Raw genomic sequence first — 16,720 nt, 5'->3', positions numbered from 1 at the left:
CTTATTTGTTGAGATAATTTATAAGTTCTTCACTAGTGATATTTCCATCACTATTGGTATCTATCTCAAGTTTTAGATCATCGATACTTGCTTGTGTATCGGCATCATCAGTTAAACTTGCGATAGTATCTGTACCATTGTTTAACGCATCAATAAGAACAGATGCTACATTGATCGAACTGTTTGTATCAACTCCAACTGGACAAGCATAACATCCAGTTGCTAAAGGGTTCGTTGTATTTATATCGCCATCACTTAGTTCTATGCCTTCACAGTTTGTTTTACTCCCATTTTCGTCACAATATCCATCAGTTAAAACCGTAGAAGCACTTAAATCTGGTGCATTATCAGTTGCTAAACGATAAAAACTTTTTCCACTAACATTAACATCTAAATGTTTAAAAGCATTTCCATTGATTGTAATATTAGAATCGCTTACATTTGTGATCGAAGCATCTCCAACTGCCCATGCAAGTGCATCGAGTGAAGCTTGTAAGTCATCTGGTGTTGCATTTGAATCATTATTGATCGAATCTAAAGCAGTTCCTAAATCACTTGTTAAATACGAAAGAGTATCCACAGTTGTTACTGCCTGATTGAAACCATAATAGTAACAAGCATCCCGTAACCTTAGGTTATCACTACTATTTGCTGTTGCACACAACTGAACTAAAGTATCATTAATATCTGTTGTTACAGAGAGTAAAAAATGTTCTTGAGATGTTTGAAGATATGCTGCTGAATTCTCCTGTTTTGTAGCGCTTATACTAGAAGCAAAAGAGACAAAGGCATCACCTGAATCATTATTTGCATCAAGTAAACTCACTAGTACATCAGTTACACTATATCCTGCTTTACCCATATATGCGAGTGCAAGATTATAGTTTTTATCACTACTACTAAATGTTGAAGCACACTCACCCTCTAGTTTTGAGACTGCTGTGTCAAAATCACCTTTGTCCATTGCATTTTGGACATCTATCCTACATGTTGTATCATCACTGCCACATCCTGACAAAATCAGAACTACAGCGAATAATGTCCCATAAAAAGCTTTTCTTTTCATGCCTTACCCCTTTTAAATCATTAATTTATTCTAACTAATTTTTCATAAAATGAATAATAGTGTTACCAATTTGTAACATTATTTTGAAAAAACTACTTTTTCACAAGCACCCATCTTTGCATAATCTTCCAAATACGAAATCAAAAAGTTTTTGTACTTCTCTTGCTCATCAATCTTTTGTTTTACAATAATCTCATAAACAAAAAGGTGTCGTTTATCTACTAAGTTTATAGAGATAGCCACTCCTGCATACGCTACTAATTTTTCTTGTTCAAAAACTCCAATCATAGTGTAATTGATATCGCGCATCTCATAAATCAAGTCTTCAAACTCATCATAATTTAAGTGAGTATAAAACTGACCCACAATCTCCCAAGCGACATCTAATTCTTTTAGTGTAAGTTCTCGTATCTGCATTAGAGTATTTTACACTATTTCGCTATAATTGCAAAAAAATTAAAGGCAGGTTTATGAAATACCTTATTTTTTCACTTCTTTCACTCTTTATACTCACAGGGTGTTCAGCAAAAGAGTTCAATGAAGGTGTTGATAGTGTAACAAACGATATCAGCAACGCTTTTAATAATTCAAAAGACAATTCAAACTAAACTTAATTAAATAGGCAAACGACGATGGTAACTGTACAAAACTTAACAATGAGATATGGCAATAGAGTGCTATTTCAAGAGATCAATCTCAAACTAGACCGCAATAAACGCTATGGGCTTATCGGGGCAAATGGTGCTGGTAAAACAACATTTTTAAAAATTTTATCTGGACAAATCAACGAATATGAGGGAGAAGTTATCATCCCTAAAGCAAATAAAGTTGGTGTTTTGGGTCAAAATCAATACGCATTTGAAAATTACACAATCATGGACGCTGTTTTATACGGTAACAAAAGACTTTACGATGCAATCAAAGAAAAAGAAGAGATTTATATGACTGGCGACTTTGAAGATGATGCTGTCAACAACCGTCTTGCAGAGTTAGAGACTATCTGTGTTGAAGAAGATCCAACTTATGAATACGATGTAAATATCGCGAAAATCCTAGAGAATGTTGGTATCCCTGCTGAACAACATAATGAGCTTATGTCTACGTTAGACAATGCTGACAAATTCAAAGTGCTTCTTGCACAAGTTCTCTACCCAAAACCAGATGTACTTTTCCTCGATGAGCCTACGAATAACCTTGACATTGAGACTATTACATGGCTAGAACATGAGCTTCAGCGCCATGAAGGTACTATGGTAGTTATCTCACACGATAGACACTTTTTAAATGCTGTTGTAACAAATATTTTAGACGTAGATTTTCAAAAAATTCGTGAGTTTACTGGTAACTATGATGACTGGTACATCGCTGCAAATGTTATTGCAAAACAGATGGAATTGGACAATGCAAAAAAACTAAAAGAAAAAGAACAACTTGAAGCTTTCGTTCGCCGTTTCTCTGCTAATGCATCAAAAGCAAAACAAGCAACGTCAAGACAAAGACAACTTGACAAATTAGAGATCGAAGATATCAAACCATCATCACGTCGTGATCCTTCGATCGTTTTCAAAGCAAAACGCGTAATGGGTGATGAAGCACTTAATGTTATAGATATTTGCCACTCTTATGGAGATAATGAAGTTCTTAAAGGTATTTCGTTCAAAGTAAATCCAGATGAGAAGATCGCACTAATTGGTGGAAATGGTGTTGGTAAAACAACGCTTATGAAAATTCTTATGGAAGAGATGAAACCTAGCTGTGGCGGAGAAGTACAATGGGGTGCTACAATTGAAAACTCTTACTTTCCACAAGACACTGCCGATATCATCAAAGGTGATGGAACTCTTTATGACTGGTTACGTGCATTTGATCCAAAACGTGAGATCGCAGAGATCAGAAACTGTCTTGGGCGTATGTTATTCTCAGGTGAACAACAAGAAAAATCTGTAGTATCAATTTCAGGTGGAGAAAAACACCGTATGATGCTTTCAAAAATGATGTTAGAGGGTGGAAACTTCTTACTTTTAGATGAACCTACCAACCACCTTGATCTTGAAGCGATTGTTGCTTTAGGTGAAGCTTTACATGAGTTTAAAGGAAATGTTATCTGTGTATCTCATGACCGTGAGTTACTTGATGCTTTTGCAACTCGTATCATCGAGCTTCATGAGGATGGAACATATACAGATTTTGAAGGCTCATACGAAGAGTTTGCAGCTATGAAAGAGGCGCAAAAATAATGGACTATAAAGAGTTTTTAGGGCTAGGGATAGCTGGAAACTTTGCACTTCATTTAGCACAAGCTGGTGAGTTAGAAGATTTTAAAGATGTTATCACAGAGGATGAGGCAGCACCTAAAGGGATATTTCCTTTTTATCTTCCTTGTGATCCTTCTTGTGCATCTTCACTTACATATAAACCTAAAGAGATGCTTTATACTTACCCTCTCTCAAGCGATACAATTACACTACCACAAGAGGATGTAAATGTACAAGCTGAACCAGAGGTAGCACTTGTATGTGAACTCACATATGCAGGAGACCATATAGCACATATTACACCTACACACTTTGGAGCATACAATGACTGCTCAATCCGTGTAGCTGGTGCTTCAAAAATCAGCGATAAAAAAAATTGGGGAAAAAACTCTAAAGGTGTAAGTAAAAAACTTTTTAAAATTGATAAATTTAGCGATGGTGGTGTTATGGATAACTACAACATTGCTAGTTTTTTACGACGTGACGGGGATGTACATGCTTATGGTGAAGATGTTGAGTTAAGCGGGTATAGTTACTTTTATGAAAAACTCACTGCATGGATTAAAAACCAAGTAAATTCTCAAAAAGAGTTTGGTCCACTTGAACCTGTAAGTGAATATATAAATGCTTGTGGCAAACCTGAAAAACTCCTCATCAGCATTGGTGCTACTCGTTATACACCATATGGTGAAAGTACATTTTTACAAAGCGGTGATGAAGTGATCGTAGTTGTTTACAATAATGCAAAAACGTCAGCTTCAAAAGTACTCAAAGCTGTTCAAGAAAGCACATATGACTCAACTATCATGAGTATTTTAGCCCAGAGTGTAGAATAGGCAAATGTCACGAGGCAAAAAGTTAGACCTCTTCATCGGTGCACAAATCGATGAAGGCTGGAATGAAGTGAGTACACGAAAAACTTCTATAAAAAAAGAGGTGCTCACTCCTCAAAAACATCAACTCTTTTTCTCTAAAGAAAAACGCCGTGGCAAAGTTGTCACACTTGTTGGAGAGTTTTCTTTAGAGAAAAACTCCGCTGAAGAACTCTTAAAAAAACTCAAAAAAAAGCTTGGATGTGGTGGTGCTTTTAAAGATGGTTTTATGGAGTTTCAAGGGGAACTCAAAGAGAAACTCCGACCTCTTTTAGTGGATGAGGGATTTTGTTTTAAACCAAAACATTAGTTTTGTACTTCACTATCCCCATTTTTCTTTTCAATCTCAAATTCAACGTCTAAAACTTTTGCAGCATCTATGAATGAACTAATCGCTAAAAGGATAGAACGGTTAGAGTTTAAAAAAGCAACCACAGTTTTTTCATCAAGTGCATCTTTTTCAAAGTTTTTCGTGAGTTTTTGGATGAAGTTTCTATTTTCTTTGAGAATATCTTCATGGTTTTTCAAAATACTCTCACGGTCTATCTCTTTATCTCCAAATAAAAGGGCATTTTGTATCGCTTTGACTAAGTTTTCTCGAATTAGATTGAAATAGTATGTAATCTTAGAATCATCACTTTGTGAGAACTCATCAATATTGTGTTTTATATCTTTCACAATCCTCGCAACATATACAGACTCACGTAATGAGCTATATAAAATATCAAGCGCTTCGGTTTGTTTTTGTGTGAGTTCTAATTCACCTATTTTGTTTAAGTAGCGAATTGTTTCAAACTCAACATCTTTTAGATGTTCGTATCGTTTGTTGTAATCAAATTCATACTCATTTGTAGAACTTTGCACAATATCATGTGGGGATTTTTCCCCTTTTAACACTTCGCTAGGTTTTAAATTCACTATTAAAATAGCATACTTAACACAGTTTGTAAAAAGATTGGTTATCTCGTTTCTAATTGCTACTAGTGAACCCTCTGCAAGGCTTGGTTCAACTAAGTGAATATATTTTGTAGGTACCTCTTTTTTCCCAACAAATAACTTGCTTAAAAATTTTGCTATATACTTGATAAATGGACTTAAAATCACTACCCCCATTACATTAAAAATGGTATGAAAAACTGCGAGTGCAGTAACAAGATCATCTTGAAATCCAAGTAGATGAAAGATAATATAACTCAATTGCGATAGAAATACAAAAGCAACTATAGCTGTAATAACATTAAATAAAATATGTGCAGTGGCTACTCTTTTTTTATACGAAATCCCACCAATAGCTCCCAACACTGCTGTCACAGTTGTACCTATGTTTGTACCTATTACCATTGAAGCTGCCATATCAAAGGTCAAGATATGAGAACTAAGCGCACTTAAAATAATAGCAGTAGCTGCTGAACTAGATTGAATAAGAGCTGTAATAACTATACCAAGAAATAAAAAAATAAAAAGAGGAAAGTTTTTATAACTTGCTAGATCAATCCCAGTTGCAAACCCTTCTATAGCAGTTTTTAAAATGTCTAATCCCATAAACAACAAACCAAAACCAACAAATATCTTAGCAAGTGCACTTATTTTTTTGTTTTGAATAAACATCAAAACAATTCCACCAAGTCCAATCATTGGAAGTGCAAAGAGTTCTATTTTTACTTTAAAACCTAAAATAGCTACAAGCCACGCAGTTACAGTTGTACCAATATTTGCACCAAAGATGACACCTATAGCACCTTCAAATGTTATAAGTGAAGCACCAACAAATGAGAGTGTCATCAAAGTTACAACAGAGGAACTTTGTAAAAGCGCAGTTGCAACTCCACCTGTAACTATGGCTTTAAAGTTTGTTTGTGTAGAGCGTTTGAGCCACTTCTTAAACTTAATCCCTGCAAATTCTTTAAGGGCTAACTCCATATAAGTCATCCCAAAAAGGAACATCCCTAAACCACTAAAAGCTTCAATAAAGTTGTACATTTTTGCCTACATATTAATTGTTTTTGCATAGGTGACATTAGTAGTTATTTGATACCTATTACGTCCACCCTCTTTTGCTTTGTATAACATCTCATCTGCACGTGAAATGAGCACCTCATCCTCAAGGGCATCATCAGCTATACAACTCACAACACCTACAGAGATAGTAACAAACTCGCTTACTTTAGATTTTTCATGTTTGAGTCCTCTTGATTTTACAGCGTCTATAAGTTTTCTAGCTAGTGAAGCACTATCAGACTCATTTGTTTGACTAAGAAGTACTCCAAACTCTTCACCACCTAAACGGAAGATATAATCACTTGGACGTCTAAGCGTATCTTTTAACACTTTTGATACAGTTTTTAGAGCAAAATCTCCTTCAATATGTCCATAAGTATCATTGTATTGTTTAAAATAATCAATATCGATCATCATAAATGTGATATAAGTTTTATCCCGTTTTGCACGCTTTAATTCTCGCTCATAGATATGATTAAAATAGCGGCGATTATAAAGATTTGTCAAAGAGTCTGTATAGGATGTATTTTCAAGTTTTTTATTTGCAATTTTAAGTTTTTTTGCAATTGTATGAAGTTTTGTATGATCTTGTTGGATACTTTTAAATACATAGGTAGATATAACAAATACCGCTACTATTACAAAAATAAGTGTTAGTCCTATGTTTAGTGCTATATCTTGGTATTTGTTTAAAAATTTTTTTCGCTCAAACTGAGCTACTTCAATCTCATAATTTATAAGTTTTCGGATAATCCCTTGCAGTTTATATATCTTATCTTCAACGGTATTTAGTGAAATTTTACTTGCCTCTCCCCCATTTTGAAGATAGTGCAAAATAGTTTGAAATGATTTGTTCGTATTTTGAATCTCAAGATCAACATACTCTACATATGCTAATTCATCTTCACTTTTAAAATGTTGTGAATAACTCTTCCATGTTTTGTCAATATATTTTAAAGATTTTTCTATACTTTGACTTGCTTGGAGTGGCGATATCTCTTTTCTAGTCGCTTTGTGGATAGAGTCAGATATTCCATTTCTATACGAATGAATAATTTCATTAAGTTCTGTCACTGGAACTAATGAACCAAAATACAAGGAGTCCATATTTTTCTTCATTGCATTGATATAACTAGCCCCTACTACCCCGACAAATACAAGTGCTAACGTTATCAATACAAAGAGGAAAAATAGTTTATTTTTGAGTTTTAATGCTTCTATAAACTTCAAATCCACTCCTCATATAATGTCTACTATTAAGCATTTCTTGTGCCACATCTGAGTATAATTTTTAAAAATAAAAAGTGAAAAAATGGAAGCAAAAGCGATCAAAGCTGATAAATATTTAGACACCTTAGAAATAACAAAACATCTTGAAAATGTAGAGTATATCATTATGGCTACACCATCCCCAGATAACTATAAAGAAACACCTATCCATTTTACAATCTTTTTAAATACACCAGAGGCACTCCCACAAGAAATCAAGCAACCAGTTTTAGAGAAATTTTGTAGTGATTATAAGATCGAAAATCCAACTGAAGTACTCAGTCAATTAATGCCTGTTGGTTTTGCAATATCTAGCACACAAGATACACCTATGCCGATGTTGCTTGTAAAACAACAAGATATGGCAAGTATCCCTCATACACTTATGCATGTTATAGATTTTTTAGCAAATTCTAATGAATTTGATGAAGCAAAGATAAAAAACTTAACTGGATGGAGTTACTCTTATAACGTTTAAAAATTTCTCCTCTTTTCGTTTAAGATAACCTTTAACCTAATAATAAAAAGACTCCCTTTATTTGTATTTTTATGTGTTAAACTTCCTGCAAAATGTTTCTCAATAATCGTTTTAGATATATATAATCCTATGCCACTACCCTCTTTTTTTGTTGTAAAATAAGGTAAAAATATTTGCTCCTTTGTTCTAGCATCTATCCCCAAAGCATTATCCTCAATTGTAATAGTCCCCTGATTGAAATTTATTTTTATAAATGGTTTTTCAATTGCTTTACTTACAAGTGCTTCAATCCCGTTTGAAACGAGATTGAGTATAACCTGTGAAAGCTCTCCAGTATATCCTTTTACTACAAAGTCTTCTCCACTTATTTTAAGCTCCACTTTTGCTTCTTGTAAAACACTCTCTAAAATTTGGATCGCTTTATTGATCTCTTCTTTTATACTTACATCTGTATAGAGTGTTTTTGGTATATAAAACTCTTTAAAGAGATCGATAGTATGCGACATATACTCAATTTGCTGTGTCGCTTCTGTTATTTTTTTATCAAGATACTCAGTTGTGAGTTTATTATGCTCATACGCTTTATTGATATTCATAATAATGTAACTTAGATGAGTAATTGGTTGTCTCCACTGGTGAGCAATATTGTTAATCATCTCTCCCATAGAGGCAAGTTTACTTTGATAAATAAGTAGTTTTTCTTTCTCATTTTTTTCATCTTCATTAAGCTTCATAGTATACGAGAGCGCAAATGCCAGAATTATCGACTCTAATGGGATAACGATGTGAAGGAGATCAAAAAAGTCCAAAGAGTAATTAAAAAAACTGTGTATATACATCTCTACTGTTATAAGAGTAATGGTAAAAACTAAAAGACTCCATGCAGTTAAATAAAACAATATAGGTTTTTGTCTTGTTTTTCTATAAACTAAAATCGCTGCTATTGGATAGACAATCATAAGAATTGACACAGGAAAAATATTTCGTAAAGGGAAAAATGTGTCAAAAATATTTATATAGATCATTAATGTCAACACAATGTTTATTTTTGGAAGATACTTTTTTGTCTCTAAAAACTCTTTTGTAAAGAGTATAGAAAAAACAACAAATCCTAGAGAAATAAATCTTAGAGAAACAAAGTCATATGATAAGTAGCTAGAATCTGTAGAGAAAATTAAAAGTAATAGCGCAAAAAATTGTGTTAACGAGTAATATAAAAAACTTTTTTTTCTATTATAAATAAAAAAAAGTAAGTAGTATAAAAATGCAGTAAAAGTTATACCATAAGCGACACCATAAAGTTTTGTTTTTACATATTTTGTTTGTAAAAAGCTCTCTTTTGGAGTAATATTAATAGCAATATAGACAAGGTTTTGTAAATTCACAATTTTAAAATAGAGTACTTTTGGTGTTGTTTGATCTATACGCATACTTCTATCAAGAAGATGTTTTTTATAACTTGGATCTACTATGATTGGATTTGCCCCAAAAATTGAAGCGATATTTAAAAAATACACCTCTTTGGTCAATAACTCTTTGTGTAGTGTAATACGCATCCAATAATTATTTGAATCGTTATGAATAATGATAGGTGCTTTTGTTTTTTGAAAACCTTGTTCATATTTAATATTTTCAAAATTAAAACTATTTTGATCTTTAATGATTGCAACGTCAAAAACATCTTTTGCAAAACAGAAACTTACAAGTAAAACTAAAAAAATAATTTTTTTCATATTAATGATAGTTTATAACCAATGCCAGAGATATTTTTCAAATTCTCTTTACCTAGTTTAGATCGCAGTGATTTTACAATTGAACGCAAAGCTTCTTCTGTCATATAACCTTGCCAAACATAGTTTTCTAACTCTTCATATGTAGTTACACGACTACCATTTTTAATGCATAATTCTAAAAATAGAAGCTCTTTTTTTGTTAATTTTACAACTGATTTTTCTTGAAAAAGTGTTTTGTTTAAAATATCAAATACAAAACTATTTGGCATATTTACCAAGTTTTCATTTGATGCATTTATAAGCTTAACACTAGTTTGAAGTGCATCTAAGAGTTTACTCTCTGTAATTGGTTTTGTGATATATTTGACAAGTCCAAGTTCAACAGCTTTAAGTAAAAAATGGGTATCAACTCGAGCAGTAAGTACAATTATTTTTGTTGTTTTATCTGTTTTCCGGATTTTTTCTATCAGCTCTAAGCCATTCATTTGTGGCATTATAATGTCACAAATGATTATATCTGGTCTGAGAGCTTCATATTGTTTATAACCATCTATGCCATCTGTAGCTTCATAAACATAATCACTGTAAAACTCAAGATATTCCACACCGTTTTTTCGTATAAACTCTTCATCTTCAATATATAATATTTTTATACTTTTAAAACTTTGCATCCAACATTGTACTACAACCCCGAAAAAAAACCTTTTTTTTCTTTAAACTTCTTTCAAAATTTTAGTAATCAAAGGAAATACTATGAGCTCTATACGCCTTGCACATTTTGCTTCGATTTTATATTTTATAATTATAATATGTGGTATTTCTAGCGAGATGCTTGTTCGCTCACCGTTTATAAATATGCAAGACATGACTATAACCTTAGCAAACTTACTCCAATACCGTAGTTTTTTTAATTTTGCTTTTGGATTTGATCTACTTATGCTCATCTGTGATATAACACTTGCCATTGTTTTTTATATACTCTTTCAAACTATAAACAAAAATCTAAGTTTGAGTGCTTTTGTTTTTAGGCTTTTGCATAGTGTAGTTGTTTTGATTGCTCTATTATTTTTCTATTTTGCAATTTTTATAGCTACACAAAATAGTCTAGTATCTGTACAAAATAAAGTATTTATAAAACTTTTTTTAGAATTGCATGCATATGGGTATGATCTTGGACTAATCTTTTTTGCATTTTCAAACTTAGCTTTGGGTATTTTATTTATATCTTCTACTAGCCTTCCAAAACTTTTAGGATATGGTCTATTGATGGCATCTATTGTATATTTGATTGGAAGTCTTATACATTTTTTTGCATCACAATACCTTTTTATAATCAAAGTAGCTTATATAATCCCTTTTATTGTAGAAAGTAGTTTTGCATTTTGGCTTTTAATGTTGAAACAGAAGCATGAAAAACTTTTTATTAGATAAAAATCTTAACACATGTGATTTTTATAGTTATCTTATTATGTTAATATTTGCAAAATTAAAAGGTACTTTGTGCGATTTATACTTTACTTTATGATTGTTTTGATTGTTTTGTTTCTTCCCATTGAACTTTCTTCAAATAAAAAACGCGTAGAGCATATACAAAAAAGTATTGCTGTACAACTTGTTGCCAAAGTACAAGAAAAAACAATACAAAAAAAAACAGAACCAAAGCCTAAAGAGAAACCAAAACCTAGACCTGAAAAGCCAAAGAAACCTAAACCAAAAAAAGAGGAGAAACCTTTAAAAAAAACTGTGCCAAAACAACCTGTTGACACACCAAAGCCCATAGAACAACCAGTTATGCAAACAGCTTCACAAACTCCAAAAATAGTTGAATCAGTAACTCTATCTAAAGTTGCTGCTACACAAAAAGAGCTTTATTATCAAAAGCTTTATAATACTATTGAGAAGTACAAACATTATCCTAAAAAAGCATTACGTTTTCACCAAGAGGGAGAAGTAAGTGTTCGTTTTGATCTTTATGAAGATGGAAGTATTCATAACTTCAAAATCATTCATGTAGCACCTTATGAAACATTGAACAATGAAGTAAAAAGAGTGTTTAAAAAATTAAAAAAATTTGAAAAACCACCCCAAGATTTACAGTTGCCTTTCGAGGTTAATATTACTATTAATTTTCATATAGAGGAGTAACAATGAATATAGCAAGTTATTGGGTTCATGGAGATTTTATTATCAAAATCTTAATTATTACATTCTGTATCGTTTTAATTATGTCGTTTGAAAAGATATATCAGTTTTATAAACTTTACAAAGAATTAAAAAACTTAGATACAATCAATTCACTTGAAGCTGCAAAAAATCTTCCAGAAGGAATCATGAAAAATACACTTTTAGAGATTACATCTTTTAAGGATGATGACAAAGTTTTACTCAACTCATTTATAGGAGTGAAACTTGATCTCATCGAGCAGTATAGTATGCGTTTTGTAACACTTATTGGTGTTATCGCCATCTTAAGTCCTATGTTAGGTCTTATAGGAACATTTATAGGTGTATGGCATGTTTTTGATGGTGTAGGAGATATTGGCTTAAACGATCCAGCAGTAATTGCTAAAGGGATTAAAGAAGTTATTGTCGATACTATGGCTGGACTTATTTTAGCAGTAGTTGCTATGGTATTTTACAAAATATTTGAATTTTTTAGTACAAAAATAGTCTCTTTATTTGAGGAAAAAATTTATAGACTACTTCGAGGACATAATGCGTAGAGGTAAAAGAAAAAATGTGTTTCATTTAGATATAGCACCAGTCAACCTTATAGACCTCTTACTGGTACTTTTGATCTTTTTTGTAACCACGACAAGCTTTTTGCAACTCAAAGTAATTGAACTAAATTTGCCACATGCAAACAATACTCATGTGGAGTATAAAAAGAAACTTACATATGTTGTTAATATTAAGCAAAACTGTACACTCTTTTTTAATGCTAAAGAGGTTACAAAACAAGAGTTGTCTAACTCAATAAAAACGACATACAACGCAAACAAAAAATCAATCTACCAAATAGGTGCTGATGAAAATTCTCCACACAAATGTTTTGTGGAAGTGTTAGATATTTTCCAACAAAACAGTATTGAAAATATCTCTATATTAACAAAGGAATTAAAATGAAAAAAACACTCTTCTTTCTGAGTTGTCTTTCAAGTTTGAGTTTTGGTGTTGATCTTGGTGTAATCAATGTTACAGGGGAAAATGAAACAGACAATCAACAAGAGAGCTTTAATGATATTTTTGAAGAGCCTGAATATATTGAGAGTTCAGAATATATCAATTCTATGCCTTCACAAAAAAGGATTACAACAAAAGAAGCGATGTTTATCCCTGGTGTTCAAGGCGATCCTGTAAAAGCTATGCAGAGTTTGAGCGGGGTTACATCCCTTGGTGATGTGAGTGGAGAGATGTTTATTTATGGTTCAAAACCTCAAGAATCAAAAACAACGATTAACCATCTTCCTATTGGATACTTGTTTCATATGGGTGGATTACACTCTGTTATCTCACCAAATGCAATTGATCAAATAGATGCCTATATGTCGGGTTTTGATGTCACTTATGGAAATGCTATGGGAGGGGTAATTAATGTCACTCCAAAATATCCAGATAATAACTATAATGGTTATGTACATATTGGAATTTATGATTCTTCAGCCGGTATCAATGCTCCTATAAATGACAAAATAAGTGTATTTGTTGGAGCTAGAAGAAGTTATTATGATCTACTTCTAAATAGTATTGGAAAATCAACTGGGACACTTGATGAAGATTCTAACACAACATATACAGAGTTCCCAAACTACTATGACTTTACAATAATGGCAAAGTATCAAGCTGACAGTAATAACCTCTACTCCTTGGAACTTGTTGGTGCGGGAGATTCTTTAGAGATTGATACACAAGAAAATGCTATTAAAGATCCAGAAGCTACAGGAAATGTACGTGCAAAATATAGCTTTGCAACTCTAGGTTTGAGACATTTAGGTTACTATAATAACTACGAAACAAATACTTTACTCTATACTAAAAAAGACACACAAAGGACAGAGTTTTTTGATGAGTATTTTGTCGATTATGACAATTATGAAGCAGGGATTTTTCACCAAAGCACTTATACACTCTCTAATCACAAACTCGTTATTGGAGGTGAATATGAACACTTTTATACACCTCTAGACCTCAACATTTCAGAACCACCTTCACCAGAAGATATAGATTATGACTTTACTACAGCTCAAAAGTACTATATAAATGAGACTTTAAATATAAATACGTTTGCTGTTTTTATGGAAGATATTTATAATTTAAGTAATCAATTTACAATTCGTTATGGTGCACGTTATGGGTATGTGAGCTACAATAATTTTGGGGATTATTTTGATCCTAGAATCTCATTTCTATATACATTAAACGATACAAACAATTTATCATTTTCCACAGGTATTTATACGCAACTTCCTGAAGCATACAAAATATTTAAAGAGATAGGAAATCCACAAGCAGGTTACGAACAAGCAAAACACTATACACTTCATTATGACAACAATGCTATTGATGGGCTTACTTTTAATATTGATACTTTTTACAAAGATTATGATAAATTACTTATAGATGATAATGCTTCACAATACTTAAATGTTGGAGATGGTTATGCATATGGAGTGGACACAAGTCTAAAATACAGAAGAGACAATTTGTACCTCTTTAGTGCATATACATATATAAAATCAAAAAGACAGATTAGCACACTCACAGATAATTTTTATAGATTTTATGGTGAAATTCCCCATACTTTACAACTTATAGGTAGTATTAGATTTTGGGATGACTGGGCACTATCAACAAGACTAAACTATCATAGTGGAGCACCATATACAAAAGTTATTGGAACTTATACAGAAAGTGGTTCAGGACGCGTACGCCCAATTTATGGTGATCCTTTTAGTTCGAGACTTCCAGATTATTTTTCACTTAATTTAAAAATATCTCAAGAGATAAAATATCCAGATAAAAGTTCACTCGAGTGGTCATTTGAAATCATGAATTTAACAAATCATGAAAATATTTCAGATATTAAATACGATGATAATTATAATGAGATAGGTTACTATAAACAACTACCTCTTTTACCTTGGTTTGATGTGACTTATAAATTCTAAAATTTTATTCTTTTATAGCTCATAATGAGCTATAAACTTCTATATCTTTTATCTCTTTTTTAATATCAATAGAGAGATTTTTATAGCCATCTTTTGTAACTAATATATCATCCTCTATTCTAATCCCTATACCTCTGTATTTTTTCGGGATTTTTTTATCATCTTGTGGTAAATATATACCTGGTTCTATTGTTAAAATCATCCCAGCTTTAAGTGATATCTCTTTGTCTTTTTTATCTTTATAAGGGTTTTGATCGTGCACATCTAGCCCCATATAATGCCCTATACCATGAGGGAAATACTTTTTATGTGCTTTTTCTTTAAGGAGCTTTTTTACATCCCCTTGTAAAATCCCAAGTTTTACCATCCCTTTGCATAGAAGCTTTTCAGCTTCACTTTGTAATTTGCTTCTTAAGATGTTTGGTTGTATCATGGAGATAATTTTTTTCTCGACATCAAGCACCATTTGATACAACTCTTTTTGCTCTTTTGTAAACTTACCACTCACAGGAATAGTTCTAGTGATATCACTGGAATAGTAATCATACTCACACCCAGCATCTATCAAAATCAACTCACCACTTTTTAAAGGTTTGTTATTATCTACATAATGCAAAGTGTTTGCATTATCACCTGAAGCAACTATAGATGTATACGCATCACTATATGCACCATTTTTTTTGAAGATGTACTCTATCTCAGCTTGAAGCTCATACTCGAAAGAGAGCTGTTTACTCGCCCACATCGCTTTATGGTGTGCTTCTTTGGTAATTTTGAGCGCTTTTTTAATGAGTGCTATCTCAGAACTTGATTTAATCAATCTCATCTTTTCAACAATTGATGCAGCGTTTTTAAACTCTAAAATATTTTTTGAAAGAGTTTTTAGTTGCTCAATTTTTTCATTTTGTGCTTTAAAGTCATAATAAAGGTTTTTCGCTCCTTCAAGAAACTCTTTTGTTTTTGGGTTTAACTTACTGATAATATATACATTATCAACCAAAAATCTCTTTTTTGCCTCTTTAGAGCCTAATCTTTTTCCAGTCCAAAGCTCTAGTGTTGGCTCTTTTTTTTGAACAAAAAGATATACCTTACACTCAGTAGTTTTTTTTACAAATACAAGTGCTGCATTATCCTCTTTAAAACCTGTTAAATAGTAAAAATTACTATCTTGTCTATAAGGGTACTCTGTATCATTTGAGCGTACTCTTTGTGGAGCTGCGCATAAAACCGCGACTGAATTTTTTTGTAGTTTTTGAGCAAAATGATCTCTACGTTTTTTATACTCTTTTTCTTTTATCATAAAGATTTACCTAACCAAATAGTTGTTTCTTCTAGAGTTTGAGAAAGCAGCGTGTTTAAAGCCTCCACCCCACCCTGCGCATCAACTGTTTTTGTTTGCATAGTTTTTGTAAAATTTTTTGCGCCAAGAAGTTTTGATGTTTTTTTCTCTATGAGATTGTAAGAGATTGAAAGTGTCACAGATGAACTATCCTCTGCTTCATTAAATGACTGGATAAACTCATCTATACTCACTTCTAAAAGCAAATCAGCACTTTTAGAGGACTTATAACTATACACCCCTTCAAACAAGCCAGAGTTTTGTAAAGCATGTACAAGATGGTTTGCAATCGATCTATTTGGATTATCTACCCATGCTGATTGTGTAAAAGTATACTCTTTGTAGTCTCCAACTCTATAGCGCATACTATTTGTTGATAAAGATACATTTGTAAAAAGTGGAGCTATTTTGATAGATTGTTTCGTAGAGGTTGTTTTATCATCTATTGTAACTTTTGGGTCTATTCTATAATCTGTTGTACTTGGAGTGGTCACACTACATCCACTTAGTAAAAAAATAATTAGTGTTAAAATAATTTTCAT

Annotated in this window: 18 protein-coding genes; 10 read left to right on the top strand and 8 right to left on the bottom strand. The window is 32.2% G+C overall.

The annotated features are described in order from the left end of the window. Position 1 precedes the first annotated feature (1 nt). A complete protein-coding gene (locus tag ACQY56_RS09585; protein ID WP_428738031.1) occupies positions 2-1,066 on the bottom strand; it encodes a hypothetical protein in 1,065 nt (354 codons plus the stop codon). A gap of 78 nt (positions 1,067-1,144) precedes the next feature. Further along, a complete protein-coding gene (locus ACQY56_RS09580; protein ID WP_428738030.1) occupies positions 1,145-1,483 on the bottom strand; it encodes a GNAT family N-acetyltransferase in 339 nt (112 codons plus the stop codon). 53 nt (positions 1,484-1,536) lie between these two features. Here ACQY56_RS09580 and ACQY56_RS09575 point away from each other — a divergent pair, with 53 nt between their 5' ends. From ACQY56_RS09575 to ACQY56_RS09560, 4 genes are read left to right on the top strand one after another with little or no spacing between them, the layout of a single operon-like run. After that, the gene (locus ACQY56_RS09575) at positions 1,537-1,674 is read left to right on the top strand and encodes a hypothetical protein (protein WP_428738029.1); all 138 of its coding nucleotides are present in this window, start codon (positions 1,537-1,539) and stop codon (positions 1,672-1,674) included. Between the two features lie 24 nt (positions 1,675-1,698). Next, positions 1,699-3,303: an ABC-F family ATP-binding cassette domain-containing protein gene (locus ACQY56_RS09570; protein WP_428738028.1), complete on the top strand. Its 1,605-nt coding sequence runs from the start codon at positions 1,699-1,701 to the stop codon at positions 3,301-3,303. After that, on the top strand, positions 3,303-4,157 hold the full coding sequence (locus tag ACQY56_RS09565; RefSeq protein ID WP_428738027.1) for a DUF5718 family protein: 855 nt from the start codon (positions 3,303-3,305) through the stop codon (positions 4,155-4,157). The genes ACQY56_RS09570 and ACQY56_RS09565 overlap by 1 nt, the downstream gene beginning before the upstream one ends. Before the next feature lie 4 nt (positions 4,158-4,161). Further along, positions 4,162-4,503 (top strand): translation initiation factor, encoded by a 342-nt coding sequence (locus ACQY56_RS09560; RefSeq protein WP_428738026.1) that lies wholly within the window; start codon positions 4,162-4,164, stop codon positions 4,501-4,503. Here the strand turns inward: ACQY56_RS09560 and ACQY56_RS09555 are convergent. Together ACQY56_RS09555 and ACQY56_RS09550 are read right to left on the bottom strand one after the other, a co-directional pair. Further along, positions 4,500-6,173, bottom strand: a complete 1,674-nt coding sequence (locus ACQY56_RS09555) for a Na/Pi cotransporter family protein (protein WP_428738025.1) — start codon at positions 6,171-6,173, stop codon at positions 4,500-4,502. The genes ACQY56_RS09560 and ACQY56_RS09555 overlap by 4 nt on opposite strands. 6 nt (positions 6,174-6,179) lie before the next feature. Beyond that, a complete protein-coding gene (locus tag ACQY56_RS09550; protein ID WP_428738024.1) occupies positions 6,180-7,421 on the bottom strand; it encodes a diguanylate cyclase in 1,242 nt (413 codons plus the stop codon). An 82-nt stretch (positions 7,422-7,503) separates the two neighbouring features. Between ACQY56_RS09550 and ACQY56_RS09545 the strand changes: the two genes are divergently transcribed. After that, the gene (locus ACQY56_RS09545; RefSeq protein WP_428738023.1) at positions 7,504-7,938 is read left to right on the top strand and encodes a hypothetical protein; all 435 of its coding nucleotides are present in this window, start codon (positions 7,504-7,506) and stop codon (positions 7,936-7,938) included. Here the strand turns inward: ACQY56_RS09545 and ACQY56_RS09540 are convergent. Both ACQY56_RS09540 and ACQY56_RS09535 read right to left on the bottom strand, forming a co-directional pair. Further along, positions 7,935-9,671, bottom strand: coding sequence for a sensor histidine kinase (locus ACQY56_RS09540; RefSeq protein ID WP_428738022.1), 1,737 nt, complete (start codon positions 9,669-9,671; stop codon positions 7,935-7,937). The two genes, ACQY56_RS09545 and ACQY56_RS09540, sit on opposite strands and share 4 nt — an antisense overlap. After that, a complete protein-coding gene (locus ACQY56_RS09535) occupies positions 9,668-10,342 on the bottom strand; it encodes a response regulator transcription factor (protein ID WP_428738021.1) in 675 nt (224 codons plus the stop codon). Before ACQY56_RS09535 ends, ACQY56_RS09540 begins: the two co-directional genes overlap by 4 nt. Positions 10,343-10,424: 82 nt before the next feature. Between ACQY56_RS09535 and ACQY56_RS09530 the strand changes: the two genes are divergently transcribed. From ACQY56_RS09530 to ACQY56_RS09510, 5 genes are all read left to right on the top strand, one after another. Then, on the top strand, positions 10,425-11,102 hold the full coding sequence (locus ACQY56_RS09530) for a DUF4386 domain-containing protein (protein WP_428738020.1): 678 nt from the start codon (positions 10,425-10,427) through the stop codon (positions 11,100-11,102). 90 nt (positions 11,103-11,192) lie between these two features. Further along, positions 11,193-11,816: an energy transducer TonB gene (locus tag ACQY56_RS09525; RefSeq protein ID WP_428738019.1), complete on the top strand. Its 624-nt coding sequence runs from the start codon at positions 11,193-11,195 to the stop codon at positions 11,814-11,816. 2 nt (positions 11,817-11,818) lie between these two features. Then, positions 11,819-12,394: a MotA/TolQ/ExbB proton channel family protein gene (locus tag ACQY56_RS09520; RefSeq protein ID WP_428738018.1), complete on the top strand. Its 576-nt coding sequence runs from the start codon at positions 11,819-11,821 to the stop codon at positions 12,392-12,394. Next, the gene (locus tag ACQY56_RS09515; protein WP_428738017.1) at positions 12,387-12,797 is read left to right on the top strand and encodes an ExbD/TolR family protein; all 411 of its coding nucleotides are present in this window, start codon (positions 12,387-12,389) and stop codon (positions 12,795-12,797) included. Before ACQY56_RS09520 ends, ACQY56_RS09515 begins: the two co-directional genes overlap by 8 nt. Next, positions 12,794-14,839: a TonB-dependent receptor plug domain-containing protein gene (locus ACQY56_RS09510; protein ID WP_428738016.1), complete on the top strand. Its 2,046-nt coding sequence runs from the start codon at positions 12,794-12,796 to the stop codon at positions 14,837-14,839. Before ACQY56_RS09515 ends, ACQY56_RS09510 begins: the two co-directional genes overlap by 4 nt. A 19-nt stretch (positions 14,840-14,858) precedes the next feature. Here the strand turns inward: ACQY56_RS09510 and ACQY56_RS09505 are convergent, their stop codons facing one another. Both ACQY56_RS09505 and ACQY56_RS09500 read right to left on the bottom strand, forming a co-directional pair. Next, positions 14,859-16,139, bottom strand: coding sequence for an aminopeptidase P N-terminal domain-containing protein (locus ACQY56_RS09505; RefSeq protein WP_428738015.1), 1,281 nt, complete (start codon positions 16,137-16,139; stop codon positions 14,859-14,861). Continuing rightward, a complete protein-coding gene (locus ACQY56_RS09500; RefSeq protein ID WP_428738014.1) occupies positions 16,136-16,720 on the bottom strand; it encodes an ABC-type transport auxiliary lipoprotein family protein in 585 nt (194 codons plus the stop codon). Before ACQY56_RS09500 ends, ACQY56_RS09505 begins: the two co-directional genes overlap by 4 nt.

The organism is Sulfurimonas sp. (assembly GCF_050296975.1).
GTDB lineage: Bacteria > Campylobacterota > Campylobacteria > Campylobacterales > Sulfurimonadaceae > Sulfurimonas.
This window is presented reverse-complemented; position numbering and strand designations above follow the sequence as displayed.